The organism is Pseudoduganella sp. GW821-FHT05F09 (assembly GCF_059419605.1).
This window is the reverse complement of record NZ_JBWKSD010000002.1, coordinates 48,328-66,382: the sequence shown is the minus strand read 5'-3', so window position 1 is coordinate 66,382 and position 18,055 is coordinate 48,328. Positions and strand designations below refer to the sequence as shown.

Below are 18,055 nucleotides of genomic sequence, written 5' to 3'. Positions count from 1 at the left end.
TGTGGTGACGCGGCGACAATATTGGCAGTGAAAGAGAATTGAAAGGAAGTGAAACCTATAGTGGAGCCCTGATTTCAGTGATCAGGCATATCACCAACAATTATATCTATAGGAGACACCCATGAAGAAGTCCACTTTGGCGCTGGCCGTTGCCGCTGCCGCCGTCAGCGCGCTGGGCGGCGCGGCGCAGGCGCAGTCGAATGTGCAAGTCTATGGCTTGATCGACGCCGGCGTTGAAAACGCTTCGAACGCTACGCCTTCGGGGGGCTCCAAGACCAGCGTCATCTCCGGCGGCATGAACACCTCGCGCTGGGGCCTGCGCGGCACCGAGGACCTGGGCGGCGGCCTGAAAGCCGTGTTCAACCTGGAAGGCGGCATCCTGCTCGACAGCGGCGCGCAGGACGGCCCGCTGTTCAAGCGCCAGGCCAACGTCGGCCTGGAAGGCAGCTTCGGCCGTCTGGTGCTCGGCCGTTCCTTCACCACCGTGTACGACACCGTCATTTCCTACGATCCGATGGGCTTTGCGCCTTACTACTCGTGGGCCACCAGCGGCCCGGCCACCGGCCCGAGCAAATACGGCTTCACCACCGCCTTCGACAACCTGATCAAGTACACGGGCAGCACCGGCGACTTCAAATACGGCGCCACCTACGGCATGGGCGAGCAGACCACCGGCCAGTCCGACAGCCGCAAAATGGCCGGCAACGTGGCCTACGGCGCCAATGGCCTGGGCCTGATGGCGACCTGGGAGCGGATCAACGGCAACATCGTGGCTGTCACCGGCCGCCGCGACGAGAACACCGTCTACCACGTGGGCGCCACTTACGAGACCGGCCCGTTCAAGTTCTACGGCGTGATGCGCGACTACAAGCTGGTGGCCGGCAAAGCCGCCACGGCGGACGTGAAGGCGACCACCTGGTGGGCCGGCGTGGCGTACAAGGCCATTCCTAACACCACCATCACCGGCGCCGTGTACCGCGTGAACGTGAAGAATGTGGCCAGCGGCAAGGACGCCGATCCTGTGATGTACGTGGCGCGCTACCGCTACGCGCTGTCCAAGCGCACCGACCTGTACGTGGCCGCCGCCTACGCCAAGGCCAAGAACGGCCAGCTGACCGGCCTGTCGCGCGACGACGCCGGCTTCGACACGAACCAGCGCGGCGTGGTCACCGGCATCCAGCACCGCTTCTAAGCAGCCGAGCGAGCACCGCGCCATGAAAGCCCTGCCTATCCTGCTGTTGCCGCTTGCCTTGATGGCGGCGGGCGCGCACGCGGCCAAGCAGCCGCAAGGCGCGCCGGCCGGCCGCGTGGAGTGCATCGTGCCGTCCAAGCCGGGCGGCGCGATGGACCTGACCTGCAAGCTGGCGCAGAAGGGTTTGCAGGCGCTGGCCGGCGAGGCGCAGCGCGATGTGCACATCAGCTACGCGCCCGGCGGCATAGGCGCGGTGGCCTGGCATTCGCTCATGTCGCAGCGGCGCGCCGATCCGAACACGCTGGTGGTGTTCTCGGGCGGCTCGCTGCTCAACCTGGCGCAGGGCAAGTTCGGCAAGGCCAAGGCGGACGATGTGCGCTGGGTGGCGGCGCTGGGCGCGGACTACGGCATGATCGCCGTGCGTTCCGACTCGGCCTACAAATCGCTGGCGGACCTGGTGTCGGCGCTGAAGAAGCATCCCGAAAAGGTGCTGATCGGCGTGTCCGGCACCATAGGCAGCCAGGATTGGCTGAAGATCGCGCTGGTGATGCGCGCCGCGGGCGTGGACCCGAAAGTGCTGCGCTTCGTGGCGCTCGAGGGCGGCGGCGAGGCCTTCACTGCCATGGACGCGGGCTTTGTGCACGTGGTGTCCGGCGATGCGTCGGAAGCCACGCTGTACGCGGCCAAGGGCAAGACGCGCGTGCTGGCGGTGCTGTCCGAACAGCGCCTGCCCGGCGTGCTCGCTTCCGTGCCCACCGCGCGCGAGCAGGGCGTGGACGTGGTCTGGCCCATCATCCGCGGCGTGTGGATGGGTCCCCATGTGCCCGAGGCGGATTACCGCCAGTGGGTGCAGGTGTTCGAGCGCATGATGGCCACGCCGCAATTTGCCGAAGCCCGCATGGCTTACGGACTGTATCCCTTTGCACTGACCGGCGACGCGCTCGCCGACTATGTACGCAAGGCCGTGGACAACTACGGCAAGCGCGCCAGCGAATTCGGCCTGGTGCGCTAAGCAAGCAAAACACTCTAACCGGAGACTTAATATGTTCAAGAAATCGACCCTGGCCGTCGCGGCTTCCCTGTTTGCGTCCGCGGCATTCGCCCAAGTACCGGCCGGCTATCCCGCCGACTACCAGAAGCTGATCGACGGCGCGAAAAAAGAAGGCAAGCTGGTTGTCTACGGCGCCACCGACAGCAAGGCGACCCAGCCGCTGATCAAGGAATTCAACGCCATCTACCCCGGCATCACCGTCGAATACAACGACATGAATTCGACCGAGGTGTACAACCGCTTCATCTCCGAAGCGGCCGCCGGCGGCAACACCGCCGACGTGATGTGGTCCTCGGCGATGGACCTGCAGATGCGCCTGGCCTCGGACGGCCACGCACTGAAATACAAATCGGTGGAAGCGCCCAAGATTCCCGGCTGGGCAGTGTGGGACGACCAGGCCTACGGCACCACGTTCGAGCCGGCCGCCATCGTCTACAACAAGCGCCTGGTGGACGCCAAGGAAGTGCCGCAGACGCACGCCGATTTCGCCAAGCTGATCCAGCAGCCCAAGTTCAAGGACAAGGTCACCACCTACGACATCGAGAAGTCCGGCGTGGGCTTCATGTTCATGACGCAGGATGCGCGCGAGAATCCGAAGTTCCTCGAGCTGGAGAACGCATTCGGCGTGGCCAAGGTGCGCGTGCAGTCCTCCACCGGCACCATGATGGAGCGCATTTCGTCGGGCGAGAACCTGATCGGCTACAACGTGCTGGGCTCCTACGCGCTGGTGCGCGCCAAGACCGATCCGTCCATCGGCGTGATGCTGCCCAAGGACTACACGCTGATCCTGTCGCGCGTGATGTTCATCAACAAGGCCGCCAAGAACGTCAACGCCGCCAAGCTGTGGCTGGACTTCATGCTGTCCCACCGCGGCCAGACCGTGATCGCGAACGACTCCAAGCTGTACGCCATCCGCGCCGACGTGACCGGCGAAACCACCTCGGCCGACCTGATCAAGCAGATCGGCAAGGATAACGTCAAGCCGGTGCCGGTGCACCCCATCATTCTGCAGTTCCTGGGGCCAGCCAAGCGCATGGCTTTCCTGAAGCAGTGGAAAGAAACCGCCGGTAAGAAGTAAGCACAGAAGCAAACCACGAGTAGAGGCAATATCATGCAAACACTGACCCTAACTGGCAGCGGCCGCCGAAGCTTGAACTGGCCGCGCGGGGTGGTGGTGACGCTGACCGCGATCGCCATCTTCCTGCCGCTGTACCTGATCTTCTATCAGAGCTTCCTGTCGGCGCCGTTCTTCATGCCGAACAAGGTGCTGAGCCTTGAAGCCTACAGCTTCATCTTCGAAGATCCGGACTTCTCGCAAGCATTCTGGAATGGCCTGATACTGGCCTCCGGCCTGGCGGCCATCGCCGTGCCGCTGGGCGGCGCGCTGGCCTTCCTGATGATACGCACCGACCTGCCGGGCCGGGGCTGGATCGCGCCGCTGCTGCTGGTGCCGATCTTCGTCTCGCCCATGGTGATGGGCTTCGGCTACGTGGTGTCCATGGGGCCGGTGGGCTTCTACTCGATCTGGGCCAAGGAGCTGCTCGGCTTCATTCCCTGGAATATCTACTCCTTCACCAGCATCGTCATCATCGCCGGCCTCACGCACGTGCCGCACGTTTATCTGTACGCCTCGTCCGCGCTGAAAAGCTTGGGCTCGGACGTCGAGGAAGCCGCCCGCGTGGCCGGCGCCTCGCCGTGGCAGGTGATGATGAATGTGTCGCTGCCGATGATCATGCCCGCGCTGTCCTACGCCGGCGTGCTGGTGTTCTTCCTCGGCTTCGAGGTGTTCGGCCTGGTGCTCGTGCTGGGCGATCCGGAAGGCCACCTGGTGCTGGCCACCTATCTGTACAAGCTGACCAACAAGCTGGGCACGCCGTCCTACCACCTGATGGCCGCCGTCGCCGTCTGCCTGGTGATGGTGACCATGCCGCTGGTGATGATGCAGCGCTGGCTGCTCAAGTCGGCCAACAAATACGTGTCCATCAAGGGCAAGGGCGCGCGCACCAAGGCCATGCCGCTCGGTAAATGGAAATGGCTGGCGTTCGGCCTGATCTTCGCCTGGCTGCTGTTCACCATCATCCTGCCGCTGAGCGGCATCGTGCTGCGCTCCTTCGTGCAGTACTGGGGCGAGGGCGTGAAGCTGGCCGACGTGCTGACGCTGCAGCACTTCCGCGACATTTTCGAGCAGCACTCGCTGATGCGCGGCATCCTGAACACGGTGCTGATCGGCGTGATCGGCGGCGGCCTGGCCGTGGCCTGCTACTGCGCCATCGCGCTGGCCATGCACCGCAAGCCGGACGGCATCACCCGCCTGCTGGACTACAGCGTGCTGGTGCCGCGCGCCGTGCCTGGCCTGCTGGCCGGCCTGGCTTTCCTGTGGGTGTTCCTGTTCGTGCCGTCGTGGCTGGACGGCATGCTCAAGGGCATGGACAACGGCCTGGCCCTGTGGCTGAGCGAGAATTTCATTCCCGCGCTGCGTTCGCTGCGCTCCACCATCTTTGCGGTGTGGCTGGCGTACTCGGTGGTGTGGCTGGCTTACGGCATGCGCCTGATCTCCACCGCGCTGCTGCAGGTCGGCCCCGAGCTGGAAGAAGCGGCGCGCGCCGTGGGCGCCAAGCGCGGCCAGGTGACGCGCGACGTGACGCTGCCGCTGATCAAATACGGCCTGCTGGGCGCATGGCTGATGGTGTTCCTGATCTTCGAGCGCGAATACTCGACCGGCGTGTACCTGCTTTCGCCGGGCACCGAGGTGATCGGCGCCATGCTGGTGTCGCTGTGGGCGGGCGGTTCGACCGACCTGGTGGCGGCGCTGTCCTTCATCAATATATCGCTGGTGGCCGTGGGCCTGGGCATCGCGCTGCGCTTTGGCGTGAAGCTGCACAACTAAAACGAGCTGAGAGAATAATCATGAAACGAGACCTCGCCATGAATGAATTGACCGTCAACGACCTGCACCTGGAATACGGCCAGGGCGCCACCGCCAACCCTATCCTCAAGGGCGTATCGATGCACCTGCAGAAGGGCGAAGTGGTGGCCTTGCTGGGCCCTTCCGGCAGCGGCAAGACCACCTTGCTGCGCGCCGTGGCCGGCCTGGAAAGCCCCAAGCTGGGCACCATCAATATCGGCGACCGCAATGTGTTCGACGGATCGAAATCGTTCGAGATGCCGGCCGAGCAGCGCAACCTGGGCCTGGTGTTCCAGTCCTACGCGCTGTGGCCGCACAAGACCGTGTTCGACAACGTCGCCTACGGCCTGAAGCTGCGCAAGATGGGATCGTCCGAAATCAAGGAGCGCGTGAATGACGTGCTCAAGCAGCTGGGCCTGGGCCACCTGGGCGAGCGCTTCCCGCACCAGATGTCCGGCGGCCAGCAGCAGCGCGTGGCCATTGCCCGCGCACTGGTGTACAACCCGCCCGTGATCCTGCTGGACGAACCGCTGTCCAACCTGGACGCCAAGCTGCGCGAGGAAGCGCGCGCCTTCCTGCGCGAGCTGATCGTGCGCCTGGGACTGTCCGCGTTGATGGTGACGCACGACCAGGCCGAGGCCATGGCGATTTCCGACCGCATCCTGCTGCTCAACAACGGCAAGATCGAGCAGCAGGGCACGCCGCAAAGCATGTACGAAACGCCGGAGACGCTGTTCACGGCGGAGTTCATGGGCAGTAACAACCGCCTGCCGGGCAAGGTGCTGTCGCGCGACGGCGCCAGCGTGGTGCTGGACGTGAATGGCCAGCAGCTGCGCGGCACGGCGCGCGGCGCCGGCATGGCCGATCCGGCCACGCTGATACGCGTGGAGGAAGTGCGCGTCAGCTCGGAGCGGGCCGACAACGCCATCCAGGTGCCGCTGTTCACCTGCATGTACCTGGGCGACCGCTGGGAGTGCCTGTTCCAGAGCGCCAATGGCGACATCAGCCTGCGCGCCTACTCGAAGTACAAGCTGGACGCGGGCAGCTACTGGCTGCAGCTGCCGGTCGAAAAACTCTGGGTGTTCTGAGGCAGCGTGAAACCCGGGCGGGCCTTCCTCTCCGCGCTGGCGGCCGGCGTCGCCGCCGCGCTGCTGTGCGTGTACCTGAACACGCCGCTGCCGTGGATGATAGGCCCGCTGTTTGCCACCGCAGCGCTGCGCCTGTGCGGTATTGATCTCAGCGCGCCGGTGCGCGTGCGCGAAGCGGGGCAGTGGGCCATCGGCACCGCGCTCGGCCTGTACTTCACCGCGCCGGTGCTGGCCGTGCTGGCCGCGCGCGCGGGCTGGATCGCCGCCGCAGTCGCCTTCGCGCTGCTGCTCGGCTGCTTTTGCGCCTGGCTGCTGCACAAACTCTCGCGCACGGACCGCACCACGGCTTTCTTCGCCATGGCCATAGGCGGCGCTTCCGAGATGGCGGTGCAGGGCGAACACCACGGCGCCAATGTGGAGCGCGTGGCGGCCGCGCACAGCCTGCGCATCATGATGGTGGTCGGGATTATCCCGTTCGCCATACGCTACTGGGGCCAGCATGGCCTGGGCATGGGGACGGACTTGTTCGTGCCCGGCGCGCGCAGCGTGGAGCCGGCCGGCCTGCTGGTGCTGATACTGCTCACCAGCGCCGCCGCGCTGGCGTTGAAGAAGGGACGCTTGCCGAATGCCTGGGTGATCGGCCCGCTGCTGATGGCGATGGCGCTAACCGCCTGCGGCATCCACCTGAGCCGCCTGCCCGAGTGGATGGTGAAAACGGGCCAGCTGTTCATCGGCATTTCGCTCGGCACGCGCTTCACGCCGGGTTTTCTGCACACCGCGCCGCGCTACCTCGCCAGCGTGGCTGCCTGCAGCGCGCTGGCGCTGGCGCTGGCAGCCGCCTTCGGCCTGCTGCTGGCGAAGATGGCGGGCCTGAACCCCGGCACCGCCATTCTCGCCACGTCCCCCGGCGGCATCGCCGAAATGTCGCTCACCGCGCAGACCCTGCATCTCGGCGTACCCATCGTCACCGCCTTCCATGTGGCGCGCATGGTGATACTGGTGCTGGCGATAGGGCCGCTGTTCCGCCGCATGCGCTCCTAGCGCCGTTCAATCATCCAGGTTCCACACGTACTGCATGCGGGTCCAGGATTGCTGCGGCACGCCGTCTATGGTGCCGGGCTTGAACCTGCACAGCCCCAGTCCCACCTGAGCGGCGCGGTCCAGGTCGCGGAAGCCGCTCGACTTTTCTATCTTTGAATCCGCCACCCGGCCGTCGGTGCCGATCAGCAGGGCCAGCGTGACCACGCCGGAGTCGCCGTTGCGCAGCGCGCTTTTCGGGTAGTCCGGTTTGGCGCAGTTGGCCGCGTCCACCACCGCCGCCACATGCACAGCCGCCCTGGCCGGCGCCACGCGGGCGGCGCCGGTGTCTGCGCTGGCCACCACCGGGCCGGGAGTCGACGGCTGCGCGCTGTCCGTCAGCGGCCGGGCGGTGACGTTGGACTGCTGCTGCGGAATATGGTCCGGCACGGGCGGCACGTAGATGTCGGGCTGGCGCGGCGCGTCCATCGGCAGGTCGGTGTATTCCACTTTGCGCGGCGGCTCCACCACCTCCTTCACCAGATCCACGGTGGTCTCCGGCAAATGGAACACCGTGATGCGGGAACTGCTCATCACCAGCACGGCCAATGCCAGGTGCAGGGCTGCGACCACCGTGATGCCGGTCAGGTTTTTTTCGTTCTTCATGTGCGCTCCGTGTTCATGTGGAACCCAAAATTGCTAGGTTGTGGAAGTATACTATTCCATCAAATAGAACTTGAAAAGCAGTTTTGGTGGAAATGAATGGTGTGATATGCTTCTCTCCAATGGAATTAATTTTTGCGACTGGATAGAAGATGGAACGGAAAACACGGGTTTTGCTGGCGGATGACCATCCGATCGTCATGACGGGCTTTGCCATGTCGCTGGAGAGCCATGGCATGGAGGTGGTGGGGCAGGCGCGCACGCCCGCCGAGGCCATCGCGCAGTTCGCGGCCTTGCAGCCCGACGTGCTGGTGCTCGACATCCGCTTCGGCGAGGAGCTGACCGGGCTGGACGTGGCCAAGCAGGTGCTGGCGCAGACGCCGTCGGCGAAGATCGTGTTCCTGAGCCAGTTCGACCAGGACAGCCTGATCAAGGAAACCTACCGCCTTGGCGGGCGCGCCTTCATGACCAAGGATTGCGACCCGGCGGACCTGGCGGCGGCGGTGCGGCGCGCGCAGGAGGGCGGTCTGTATTTCGCGCCGCAGATTGCCGAACGCCTGGCGCAGCTGTCGGTGCAGGGCGAGCAGTCGCCGCAGGCGCAGCTCGACGAGCGCGCGCTGGAGATCTTCACGCTGATGGCCGAAGGCCTGACCAACGCGGAAATCGCCGAGAAATTGGACGTGTCCACCAAGACCATCAGCAATATCAGCCAGGCGGTGAAGGAGAAGCTGGGTGTGCACCGGCCCGCGCTGATCACGCGGCTGGCCGTCAAGCACGGCCTGATTGAGCCCTGATGGCGCTGGCCTTCTGGCGCGGCTGGAGCGTGCGCGCGCGGCTGCTGTCCATCATCATCGTGCCGGTGGCGTATATGTTCGTCACCTTTGTGGCTTACGCCTGGCAGTCGCGCCAGACCGAGGTGCGGGAGGAGCTGGCCGAGCGCGGGCCGCTCGTCGCCAAGGTGCTGGCCGACAGCAGCGAATACAGCATCAGCCTGGGCAAGCTCGACGAGCTCAGGTCCAGCGTCAGCCGCATGGTGCAGTCGGACAGCAGCATCCACAAGGTGGAGCTGTTCGACAAGGCGCGCAAGCCCTTGCTGCAAGTGGCCAGCCGCAGCGGCGGCCAGCCGGAGCCGAACTACTACGAGGCGCCCATCCTGCGGCGGCTGGTCTGGATGAATGTGCAGACCCTGGCGCCGGGACCGGAAGGCATGACGGTGGAGACGGTCGGCCACGTGCGCGTGACCATGTCGTCCACCGCCATGCTGCGCAAGCAGACCGGCCGCTTCTACTTCGCGCTGCTGGTGGCCAGCCTTGGGCTGCTGGTGTGCGCGCTGCTGGCCTGGCACCTGGCCAGGCAGTTCAGCCATTCGCTGAACGCGTCCATCCGCGCCTTGCGCGAGGCCGACGCGGAGAAGCGCCGCCTGATACGCAAGGTGAACAGCGCGGTGGAGGAGGAGCGCAAGAGCATCGCGCTGGAAATCCACGATGAGCTGAACGCGACCTTGATCGCGGTGCGGCTGGAGTCGCAGCGCATTGTGGACCTGTCGCGCAAGCTGGAGCAGGGTGCGGAGGCGCAGGAAATCGCCACGCGCGCGCAAGGCGTGATCCAGCTGGCGCTGGGCCTGTACAACAGCGGCCGCGCGCTGGTGCGCCGCCTGCGGCCCGAAGTGCTGGACATGCTGGGCCTGCAGGGCGCGATCGAGGAAATGGTGCGCCACTACGACCGCGCCGGCGCCGGCTGCCGTTTCGAGTTCCACGCCGAAGGCGATTTCTCCAGGCTCGATAGCGCGGTCGCCATCTCGGCCTACCGCACGGTGCAGGAGGCGCTGTCGAACGCGGTGAAGCACGCCAGGGCGACGCGCGTGGCGGTCACGCTGCGGCGCGCGGCGCAGCCGCAGGAAAACGCGCTGCTGATCGAGATCGCCGACAACGGCAAGGGCTACGATCCGGCGCAGGCCTCGGCTGGCATCGGCATCATCGGCATGCGCGAGCGGGCCGACGCGTTCGGCGGCAGCCTGGCCATCGCCACCGGCCACCAGGGCACCACCATCACCATCCGTCTGCCGCTGGGGCAGTGATCCCCATCAAAGCGGCTTGCGGCGCTCCGGCGTATAGTTAAACTTTCACCGCCGTGGGAGCACGTCATGGATGCCGCCAAACTGGAAGCTTTGCTGCAGGCCTATTCTGCGGGGAAGCTAGATCAGCTCGCCTTGCAGGAATGCACCGGTTTGTGGTGCGGTGATATTCTTTCGGAGCTTGCCACGCGCGGGTTGCGCTTGCCCGTCGTGGACAGCGACGCTGATTTCAGTTCAGCGCAACGTGCCTTGCACGGCGAGATTTTCTCATGAAAATATCGTTGATCGTCACCGATGCTGGCCCGCTCATTACGCTGGCAATGGCTCGGGCGCTGGATACTCTGTTGCTGCTGAACGTGCCGGTAATAGTGCCGGATATGGTGGAGTATGAGGTAGTCACCCATGCGGACAAGCCCGGCGCGCATGAGGTGATGGATTGGCTTGAGCAGCATCGCGACCGGGTTGAAATTGGTGAAACGGAAGTGTTCGACGAGTTTCTGGCCTTGCTTGCGCTGCGCCCGGACTTGCGCAGCCGTGGCCGGGGGGAGCAGGCGGCCGGTGAGATTCTTGCGCGGGAACTGCTCGCTAAAGTGGATGCCGCCATCCTCCTGTTCGAAGATTCCGCGCTCCGCAAAACGAATTTCCTGAGGCGTATGCCGGACAATGTGCTGCTGATGAGCACTTCGGCTTACTTGCGCGGCTTGCAGCGGCGGGGATTGCTGGAAGATGCCGACGCGATTTTGCAGCGCGCCGTCGCGGTGCGCGGTTCGGAAGTCGCCCTCGAAGAACTCCGGGCAACCGCCGGAGCGGAGGACGCGAAGCGGCGCTGGCTGTCCCGTCCGCCGCCGGTCAGCGTATCGTAATGTCGCGTGCCTGCTCGTCTTGCTGCTTGATGAAGCGCACAACCGAGTCCACCGTCACGGTGTCGATCTGGCCGGCCATGCGGCGCTCGTAGGGATGGTCGTCGAAGGCCACGTTGGCGCGGAACATGCGCGCGCCAAGGCGCGTCATGGCGGGGATCTCCACCGTGATGGGCCGGAAGCCCGCCTGCTTGAGCCACGCTTGCGCCTCGGCCCGCGTCTCCACCTGGCCCGGCTCCGCGCTGGCGGCCGCATAGCTTTCCAGTACCCACTGGTTGGAATTCTGGTAGCGCGTGGAGTAGGCATACGACAGCATGTTGTAGCTGCTCTGATGCAGCCTGCGCGGCGTGCTGGCGGACAGCACGCGCGCCAGCCTGGCCTGCATGTCGCGGCCCGGTATCACCAGCTGCGCCTCGTACAGGAACATATCGTCAAGGAAGAAGTTGCCCAGGCCTTCGTTGAACAGTGCGGACGTGGCGCTGCCGCAGTCGTTCAGTTCGTGCACCACCAGCCAGCGCTGGCGTTCTTCGTCGCGCCACGCCAGCGCCATGTGCGAGTAGCGCAGGCCGTATTTGCTCAGGTCCTGCCCGGCGCGCGCGATGAAGGCGACCTGCGCGCCGCTGTCGTCCAGCGCGCGGCTGGTGCGCAGTGCCAGGTCCATGCCCTTGACGATGGATTGCACTTCCAGCGGCTTGTCTTCGCAGCTGTTGCCCGCGCGCGCCGCGTGCGGAAGCAGGACCAGGAACAGGGCGGCCAGCGCGGCGGCCGGCATGATCAGGCGGCGCATGGTTACTGCCCCACGCGGCTGTGGTGGATCAGCGCCTTCCCGACCTCGTTCGGAATAAAGGCGATGGCCCTGCCGGACATGACCAGCACGTGGCCGGTGGAGATGGCCGTCACCGTGACGGCCTGCCCGGCCGCGCGCGACAGGCCTTCGGCCGCCTTGGCGCTCAGCTTGACCGAGGCGGTGGCGCCGTCCGACGCACCCTGCAGCACGATCACGCTGCCGTCGGCCACCGCCTCCACGCTGGCGATAACGACGTAGCCCGACGCGGCCACCGCCGACATCGATCCTAGTACGACGATGCCTGCCGCGCCGGACAGCGCTTCGGAGGCGCGCGACAACTCGGAGTTGGCGCCGGCGCCGTTCGCATTGGCGGCGGCGGTGGTGAGGCAGAGCAGGGAAAGCAAAAGCAGGCGTTTCATATGGGTCTCCGGTGGGTTGATGGCGCATCTTGGACCCGGTCAGCCTGGCAGGCAATCATTCCAATACTAGTTGTCATAATCTGCACGCATGGTATTATTTTTTAATACTTTTTGCGTGGAGCTAGCCCGTGTCCCATTCCAGCCTCATGATCGACGCACTGAAACGGCAATTGAAGGCCAAGGCGGTAACGTATGCGGAACTGGCCAGGCGTATCGGCCTGTCGGAAGCGAGCGTCAAGCGCATGTTTGCGCAGCGCAGTTTCACGCTGGAGCGGCTGGAGCAGGTACTGGAGGCGGTCGGCATGGATTTCGCCGAGCTGGTGCAGGCCGCCACCGACGCGCCCCAGCTGATTGCGCAGTTGAGCTATGCGCAGGAGCAGGAAATCATCGGCGACACGAAGCTGCTGATCGTGGCGGTGGCGTCGCTGAACATGATACCGCTGGAGGAAATCGTGGCGGTGTACAAGATCAGCGAGGCGGAGGCGGTGAAATACCTGCTGCGGCTGGACAAGACCGGCTTCCTCCGGCTGATGCCGAACAACCGCGTCAAGCTGCTGGTGGCGCGCACCTTCAGCTGGATACCGAACGGCCCGATCCAGACCTGGTTCCGGGGCGAGGCCTACGGCGATTTCCTCGACGCGCGTTTCGCCGGCGAACAGGAGATCATGAAGCTGGTGAGCGTGATGCTGTCGCAGCGCTCCGCCAAAGCGCTGCTGGAGCGCCTGAAGCAGGTGGCCGACGAGTTCTCCCGCCAGCACCAGGACGACGCCCGCCTGCCGTATGAACAGCGGCATTCGCTGACCTTCATGCTGGCGGCGCGGCCGTGGATGCCGAAGGCGTTTCAGTCTTTGCTGCGCTAAATCAAGCTTCGCCAGGACGCTGGCGGCTTGCCGCGCCGGGCTTCCTGATATATTTTGTCTATGTTCAACATTTAACTTTTGCAAAGACCGCCACCATGAGCAAGCCCAGCCAGTTTTCCCTGCTGACGCAGCGCCGCTTCGCCCCCTTCTTCTGGGTGCAGTTCCTGGGCGCTTTCAACGACAACCTGTTCAAGACCGCGCTGATGGTGGTCCTCGGCTTCGAGGCCGCCAGCTGGACTACCATGTCGCCGTCCCTGGTGACCAATCTGATCCCGGGCCTGTTCATCCTGCCTTACGTGGTGTTTTCCGCCACGGCCGGCCAGATCGCCGACAAGTTCGAGAAAGCGGGACTGTCGCGGCTGGTGAAATGGTTGGAGGTCGGCATTATGCTGATGGCGGGCGCCGGCTGGATGACGCATACGCTGTGGCTGCTCATCGCCGCCGTGGTCGGCATGGGCGTGCATTCCACGCTGTTCGGTCCGGTCAAATACGCTTATCTGCCGCAGCAGCTCAAGCCCGAGGAACTGATGGGCGGCAACGGCGTGATCGAGATGGGCACCTTTGTCGGCATCCTGCTGGGCCAGGTGCTGGGCGCGGTGCTGGTGGCCTACAAAGGCATAGGCATCGAGCTGGTGGCCGGGGCCACGGTGGCGGTGGCGGTGATCGGCCTGCTGGCCAGCTACCGCGTGCCGCTCACGCCGGCGTCGGCGCCGGACCTGAAGATCAACTGGAACCCGGTGAGCGAAACCATCCGCAACATCGCTTTCTCCAAGCAGAACCGCAGCGTGTTCCTGTCCATGCTGGGCAACTCCTGGTTCTGGTTCTACGGCGCGCTGATCCTGGCGCAGTTCCCGGTCTACGCCAAGGAATACCTGCACGGCGACCACAGCGTGTTCGTGCTGCTGCTGACGGTGTTCTCGCTGGGCGTGGGCACCGGCTCGCTGCTGTGCGAGCGCCTGTCCGGGCACAAGGTGGAGATCGGCCTGGTGCCGTTCGGCTCCATCGGCCTCACGCTGTTCGGCGTGGACCTGTATTTCGCCAGCATGGGCTACACCAACGCGGCGGCCGTGCAGTGGCTGGGCTTTATGGCGCAGGACAGCGCGCTGCGCATCCTGTTCGACGTGGTGATGATAGGCGTGTTCGGCGGCTTCTTCATCGTGCCGCTGTTCGCGCTGATCCAGATTCGCTGCGAGCCGGCCCATTTGTCGCGCACCATCGCCGGCATGAACATCCTGAACGCGCTGTTCATGGTGGCGGCGGCCGGCGTGGCCATCGTGCTGCTGGGGCAGGGCTTCACCATCCCGCAGCTGTTCCTGGCCACGGCCATCATGAACGCGGTGGTGGCGGTGTACATCTTCTCGCTGGTGCCGGAGTTCCTGATGCGCTTCCTGGCCTGGATGCTGATCCATACGCTGCACCGCGTGAAGACCATAGACGCCGACCGCATCCCCGAGAGCGGCCCGGCGGTACTGGTGTGCAACCACGTCAGCTACGTCGACGCGATCGTGATCGGCGCGGCCAGCCCGCGTCCGATCCGCTTCGTGATGGACCACCGCATCTTCAATACGCCGCTGCTGGGCTGGATCTTCCGCACCGCCAAGGCCATCCCGATCGCCCCGGCCAAGGAAGATCCGTGGCTGATGGAGAAGGCCTTTATCGACATCGCGCAGGCGCTGCACGAGGGCGACCTGGTGTGCATCTTCCCGGAAGGGCGGCTGACCACCACGGGCGAGCTCAACGAGTTCAGGGGCGGCATCGCCAAGATTATCGAGCGCAGCAAGGTGCCCGTGATCCCGATGGCGCTGCGCGGCCTGTGGGGCCATCTGCTCAGCCGCAGCAAGGACAATGTGTTTGAACGCGCCTTCCGCAAAGGCTGGCGCTCGCGGCTGGCGCTGGCGGTCGGCCAGCCGGTCGCGCCGCTGGACGCCACCCCCGAACTGCTGCACGCCCAGGTGGCGGAATTGCGCGGCGACTGGAAATAAGCGCCTAGGTGGCCGCGGTGGCCAGGCGCAGCAGGTCGTCGAAGTCGACCGGCTTGATCAGGTGCTGGTCGAAGCCCGCGTCCTGGGTGCGGCTGCGGGCGTCGCTCTGGCCCCAGCCGGTCAGCGCCACCAGCTGGATCGCCTGGCCGCCCGGCTGCTGGCGGATCAGGCGCGCTGCTTCGTAGCCGTCCATGCCGGGCATGCCCAGGTCCATCACGATCAGGTCGGGCTGCTGCTGGTTGGCGGCGGCCACCGCCGCGTAGCCGTCGTAGGCGGTGTGCACGTCGAAGTTGCGCAGCTCGAACAGCGCGCCCAGCGAGTCGGCGGCGTCGCGGTTGTCGTCCACCACCAGCACTTTGGTGCGCCGGCTGGAAGCCGCCTCGGCAACCCCGGCCGGTGCCTGCTGCGCCGCTTCGGGCGCCTGCGTAGGCTGTTCCGGCAGCGGCAGCTTGATGATGAATTCGCTGCCCAGGCCTATGCCCTCGCTGCGTGCTTCGATGGTGCCGCCGTGCATCTGCGCGAACTGGCGCGCCAGGCTCAGGCCTATGCCCAGGCCGCTGGACATCTGCCCGCTCACGGTGCGGCTCTGCTCGAACATATTGAAGATCTTGGGCAGCGCTTCTTGCTCCAGGCCGATGCCGCTGTCGCGCACGCTCACGCACAGCATGCCGTCCTCGGGCCAGGCGCGCAGCGCCACGCGGCCGCCCTGCGGCGTGAACTTGATGGCGTTCGACAGCACATTGGAATAAATCTGCACCACGCGCGCGTAGTCCGCGTCGAGCACGATGCGTTCGTCCGGCAACTGCTGCTCCACGCGGATGCGCTTGGACAGCGCGGCCTGCTGGCTCAGTTCCATCACGTGCCGCAGCACTTCGGCCAGCACGATGGGCTGGCGCTGCAGCGCGATCTTGCCGCTGGTGATGCGCGCCACGTCGAGCAGGTCGTCCACCAGCCGCGTCAGGTGCACCACCTGCCGCTCGATCACATCCTTGATGCGCTCGGCCGGCGGCGACTGCGGGAACAGCTGCGGCAGCAGCGCGGCCGAGGTGCGGATGGGCGCCAGCGGGTTGCGCAGCTCGTGGCCCAGGCTGGCCAGGAACTCGTCCTTGCGCCGCGTGGCCTCGCGCATCTGGTACTGCCTTTCCCGCGCGCGCAGCTGGGCGTGCAGCGCGGCGATCAGCGTCACCGTGCGCACAGGCCGTTCCAGCAAGGTCAGGTTGCCCAGGCTGATGACGGCGCGCCGCACCAGCAGCGAGTCGCCGCCGCGCGGCAGCAGCAAAATCGGCAGGTCGGACCAGTTGGGCTGCTGCGCCACGTATTCGCTCAGCAGGCGGAAGCTGCTGGCCGTCAGCGCTTCCTCCACCGTCAGCACCGCGCCTGCGCCCAGCAGCAGCTCCTGGCGCAGCTCGCCCAGCGTGTCGCACACGTGGCTGGCGATGCTGGCCATCTCCAGCACCTTGTGGCACAGGGCGGCGTTCTGCCCGGTGGGCGCATAGATGAGGATGCGCTTTTCCATGATGCTCAAGCCTGGCCGCGCAGCGGCGCCTGATCGGTGTTGGTCGGCACGCCGGTCAGCACGCCGTGCAGGCCGGCCAGCACCTCGCCCACGCGGATGCCATCGGGGCAGATGGAGAAGGCGCGCAGCGTGCGCTCGTGGCTGCTGCCGCGCTTCTTGAACACGGCCACGGCCTGCCGCACTTCGCCATCCATCTCGAAGTAGCGCAGGGTGATGATGTTATCGGCGATATAGCTGGCGTCCACCGCCGTGGTCATGGTGCTCCCCATCAGCCCGGCTTGCACGCCGACCACGATGGTGACCACGCCGCGCTGGCCCAGGTAGGTGAGCAGCTCGTGCAGATAGGTCGACAGGAAGCGCTCGTCGGGCACGGCGTTCAGGTAGCCGTTCAGGCTGTCGATGACGATCACGCGCGCGCCGGCGCTGGCCGCTTCCACCACCGCCTGCGTGAACTGGCCCGGCGTCAGTTCGGCCGGGTCCACCTGCTGCACCGTGAGCAGGCCGTCCTGCACCGCCTGGTTCAGCTTCAGCCCCAGGCTTTCGGCGCGGTTCAGCATATTGTTGCGCGCTTCCTCGAACAGGAACATGGCGGCCCGTTCGCCGCGCATGCAGGCGGCCGACACGAACTGCGCCGCCACGGTGGACTTGCCGCTGCCCGGCGGCCCGGCCACCAGCGTGCTCATGCCTTCCTCCAGCCCCCCGCCCAGCAGGTGGTCCAGCTCCGGCAGGCCGCTCGAGAGCTGGCGGCGGATGCTGGTGACGCGCGATTCGGCTGCCACCAGGCGTGGGTACACATGCAGCCCGCCGTGCAGGATGCGGTAGTCGTGCGAGCCGCCCCGGAAGGCGACGGCGCGGTACTTCACCACCCGCAGGCGGCGCCGCTCGCTGCCGTAGGACTGGCTGGCCAGGTCCAGCGTGATCACGCCGTGCGCCACGCTGCGCACCTGCAGGTCGGTGCTGAGGGCGGTGCGGTCGTCCAGGAAGATGGTGGTGCAGTTGCGGCTGGCCAGGTATTGCTTCAGGGCCAGCACCTGGCGCCGGTAGCGCAGCGGGCTTTCGGCCAGCAGCTGCAGCTCGGACAGGGAGTCGAGCACCGCGCGCGTGGGCTTGTACTGCTCCACCGCCGCCAGGATGCGCTGCGTGGTCGTGCCGAGCTCGATTTCCGAGGGATGGAAGATCGAGTACTGCTGTTCCGGGGCGAGGGCGGACTGGTCGGGGATGATTTCCTCGACGTGGATGCCGTCCAGCGTCCAGCCGTGCGAGTGCGCCACGGAACTGAGTTCCACCATGGTTTCCGCCAGGGTGATGTAGAGCACGGATTCGCCCAGGCGCACGCCTTCGTTCAGGAACTGCAGCGCCAGCGTGGTTTTTCCGGTGCCCGGCTCGCCCTCGATCAGGTACAAGCGGTCGCGCGTCAGGCCGCCGGCCAGGATGTCGTCCAGGCCGGGGACGCCGGAGGACAGGGTGCGGTTCTGGTCTTCATTTTGCTGTTCCATAGTGGCTCGCAGATACTGAGAAAGTTGTGGAAATCATAGCGCAGGCAACAAAAACACTATGTACGTTAGAGCACATTTTGCAATTAGTTCAGTTTGGAAACCTACAAATGGTTACAATTGTGACGGTTTCTGCAATGCCGTTTTC

Annotated in this window: 17 protein-coding genes; 12 read left to right on the top strand and 5 right to left on the bottom strand. The window is 65.6% G+C overall.

Annotation, left to right across the window (positions count from 1 at the left end; genetic code table 11):
- The first annotated feature begins 121 nt into the window (after positions 1-121).
- From AC07S4_RS05515 to AC07S4_RS05490, 6 genes are read left to right on the top strand one after another with little or no spacing between them, the layout of a single operon-like run.
- Positions 122-1,192, top strand: a complete 1,071-nt coding sequence (locus tag AC07S4_RS05515) for a porin (RefSeq protein ID WP_494985685.1) — start codon at positions 122-124, stop codon at positions 1,190-1,192.
- A 22-nt stretch (positions 1,193-1,214) separates the two neighbouring features.
- Entirely contained in the window at positions 1,215-2,204 is a 990-nt protein-coding gene (locus AC07S4_RS05510) for a tripartite tricarboxylate transporter substrate binding protein (RefSeq protein WP_494985684.1), read from the top strand.
- Between the two features lie 31 nt (positions 2,205-2,235).
- Positions 2,236-3,321: an ABC transporter substrate-binding protein gene (locus tag AC07S4_RS05505; protein WP_494985683.1), complete on the top strand. Its 1,086-nt coding sequence runs from the start codon at positions 2,236-2,238 to the stop codon at positions 3,319-3,321.
- Between the two features lie 33 nt (positions 3,322-3,354).
- Positions 3,355-5,130 (top strand): ABC transporter permease, encoded by a 1,776-nt coding sequence (locus tag AC07S4_RS05500; protein WP_494985682.1) that lies wholly within the window; start codon positions 3,355-3,357, stop codon positions 5,128-5,130.
- Between the two features lie 38 nt (positions 5,131-5,168).
- The gene (locus tag AC07S4_RS05495) at positions 5,169-6,236 is read left to right on the top strand and encodes an ABC transporter ATP-binding protein (protein ID WP_494986442.1); all 1,068 of its coding nucleotides are present in this window, start codon (positions 5,169-5,171) and stop codon (positions 6,234-6,236) included.
- A 6-nt stretch (positions 6,237-6,242) separates the two neighbouring features.
- Positions 6,243-7,277 carry an AbrB family transcriptional regulator gene (locus AC07S4_RS05490; protein WP_494985681.1) on the top strand — a complete coding sequence of 345 codons (1,035 nt, stop codon included), beginning with the start codon at positions 6,243-6,245 and terminating at the stop codon, positions 7,275-7,277.
- A gap of 6 nt (positions 7,278-7,283) precedes the next feature.
- Here the strand turns inward: AC07S4_RS05490 and AC07S4_RS05485 are convergent, their stop codons facing one another.
- Positions 7,284-7,919 (bottom strand): energy transducer TonB, encoded by a 636-nt coding sequence (locus AC07S4_RS05485; protein WP_494985680.1) that lies wholly within the window; start codon positions 7,917-7,919, stop codon positions 7,284-7,286.
- 149 nt (positions 7,920-8,068) lie between these two features.
- On the opposite strand from AC07S4_RS05485, the gene AC07S4_RS05480 reads away from it, so the two are divergent.
- The 4 genes from AC07S4_RS05480 (at position 8,069) to AC07S4_RS05465 (ending at position 10,853) form a co-directional block, all read left to right on the top strand.
- Positions 8,069-8,710 carry a response regulator transcription factor gene (locus tag AC07S4_RS05480; RefSeq protein WP_494985679.1) on the top strand — a complete coding sequence of 214 codons (642 nt, stop codon included), beginning with the start codon at positions 8,069-8,071 and terminating at the stop codon, positions 8,708-8,710.
- Complete coding sequence (locus tag AC07S4_RS05475; RefSeq protein WP_494985678.1) at positions 8,710-9,993, top strand: sensor histidine kinase; 1,284 nt, start codon at positions 8,710-8,712, stop codon at positions 9,991-9,993. The genes AC07S4_RS05480 and AC07S4_RS05475 overlap by 1 nt, the downstream gene beginning before the upstream one ends.
- 66 nt (positions 9,994-10,059) lie before the next feature.
- A complete protein-coding gene (locus AC07S4_RS05470; RefSeq protein WP_494985677.1) occupies positions 10,060-10,263 on the top strand; it encodes a hypothetical protein in 204 nt (67 codons plus the stop codon).
- Positions 10,260-10,853, top strand: a complete 594-nt coding sequence (locus tag AC07S4_RS05465; protein WP_494985676.1) for a PIN domain-containing protein — start codon at positions 10,260-10,262, stop codon at positions 10,851-10,853. The genes AC07S4_RS05470 and AC07S4_RS05465 overlap by 4 nt, the downstream gene beginning before the upstream one ends.
- On the opposite strand, the gene AC07S4_RS05460 is transcribed toward AC07S4_RS05465, so the two are convergent.
- Both AC07S4_RS05460 and AC07S4_RS05455 read right to left on the bottom strand, forming a co-directional pair.
- A complete protein-coding gene (locus AC07S4_RS05460; protein WP_494985675.1) occupies positions 10,840-11,637 on the bottom strand; it encodes a DUF2145 domain-containing protein in 798 nt (265 codons plus the stop codon). The two genes, AC07S4_RS05465 and AC07S4_RS05460, sit on opposite strands and share 14 nt — an antisense overlap.
- Before the next feature lie 2 nt (positions 11,638-11,639).
- Positions 11,640-12,056: a hypothetical protein gene (locus tag AC07S4_RS05455; protein ID WP_494985674.1), complete on the bottom strand. Its 417-nt coding sequence runs from the start codon at positions 12,054-12,056 to the stop codon at positions 11,640-11,642.
- A gap of 128 nt (positions 12,057-12,184) precedes the next feature.
- Here AC07S4_RS05455 and AC07S4_RS05450 point away from each other — a divergent pair, with 128 nt between their 5' ends.
- Together AC07S4_RS05450 and AC07S4_RS05445 are read left to right on the top strand one after the other, a co-directional pair.
- Positions 12,185-12,916, top strand: a complete 732-nt coding sequence (locus AC07S4_RS05450; protein WP_494985673.1) for a helix-turn-helix domain-containing protein — start codon at positions 12,185-12,187, stop codon at positions 12,914-12,916.
- A gap of 95 nt (positions 12,917-13,011) precedes the next feature.
- Positions 13,012-14,898: an MFS transporter gene (locus AC07S4_RS05445; RefSeq protein WP_494985672.1), complete on the top strand. Its 1,887-nt coding sequence runs from the start codon at positions 13,012-13,014 to the stop codon at positions 14,896-14,898.
- 4 nt (positions 14,899-14,902) lie between these two features.
- Here AC07S4_RS05445 and AC07S4_RS05440 read toward each other — a convergent pair whose 3' ends face one another.
- Positions 14,903-16,414 carry a hybrid sensor histidine kinase/response regulator gene (locus AC07S4_RS05440; protein ID WP_494985671.1) on the bottom strand — a complete coding sequence of 504 codons (1,512 nt, stop codon included), beginning with the start codon at positions 16,412-16,414 and terminating at the stop codon, positions 14,903-14,905.
- Between the two features lie 5 nt (positions 16,415-16,419).
- Positions 16,420-17,910 (bottom strand): ATPase domain-containing protein, encoded by a 1,491-nt coding sequence (locus AC07S4_RS05435; protein WP_494985670.1) that lies wholly within the window; start codon positions 17,908-17,910, stop codon positions 16,420-16,422.
- Positions 17,911-18,055 lie beyond the last annotated feature (145 nt).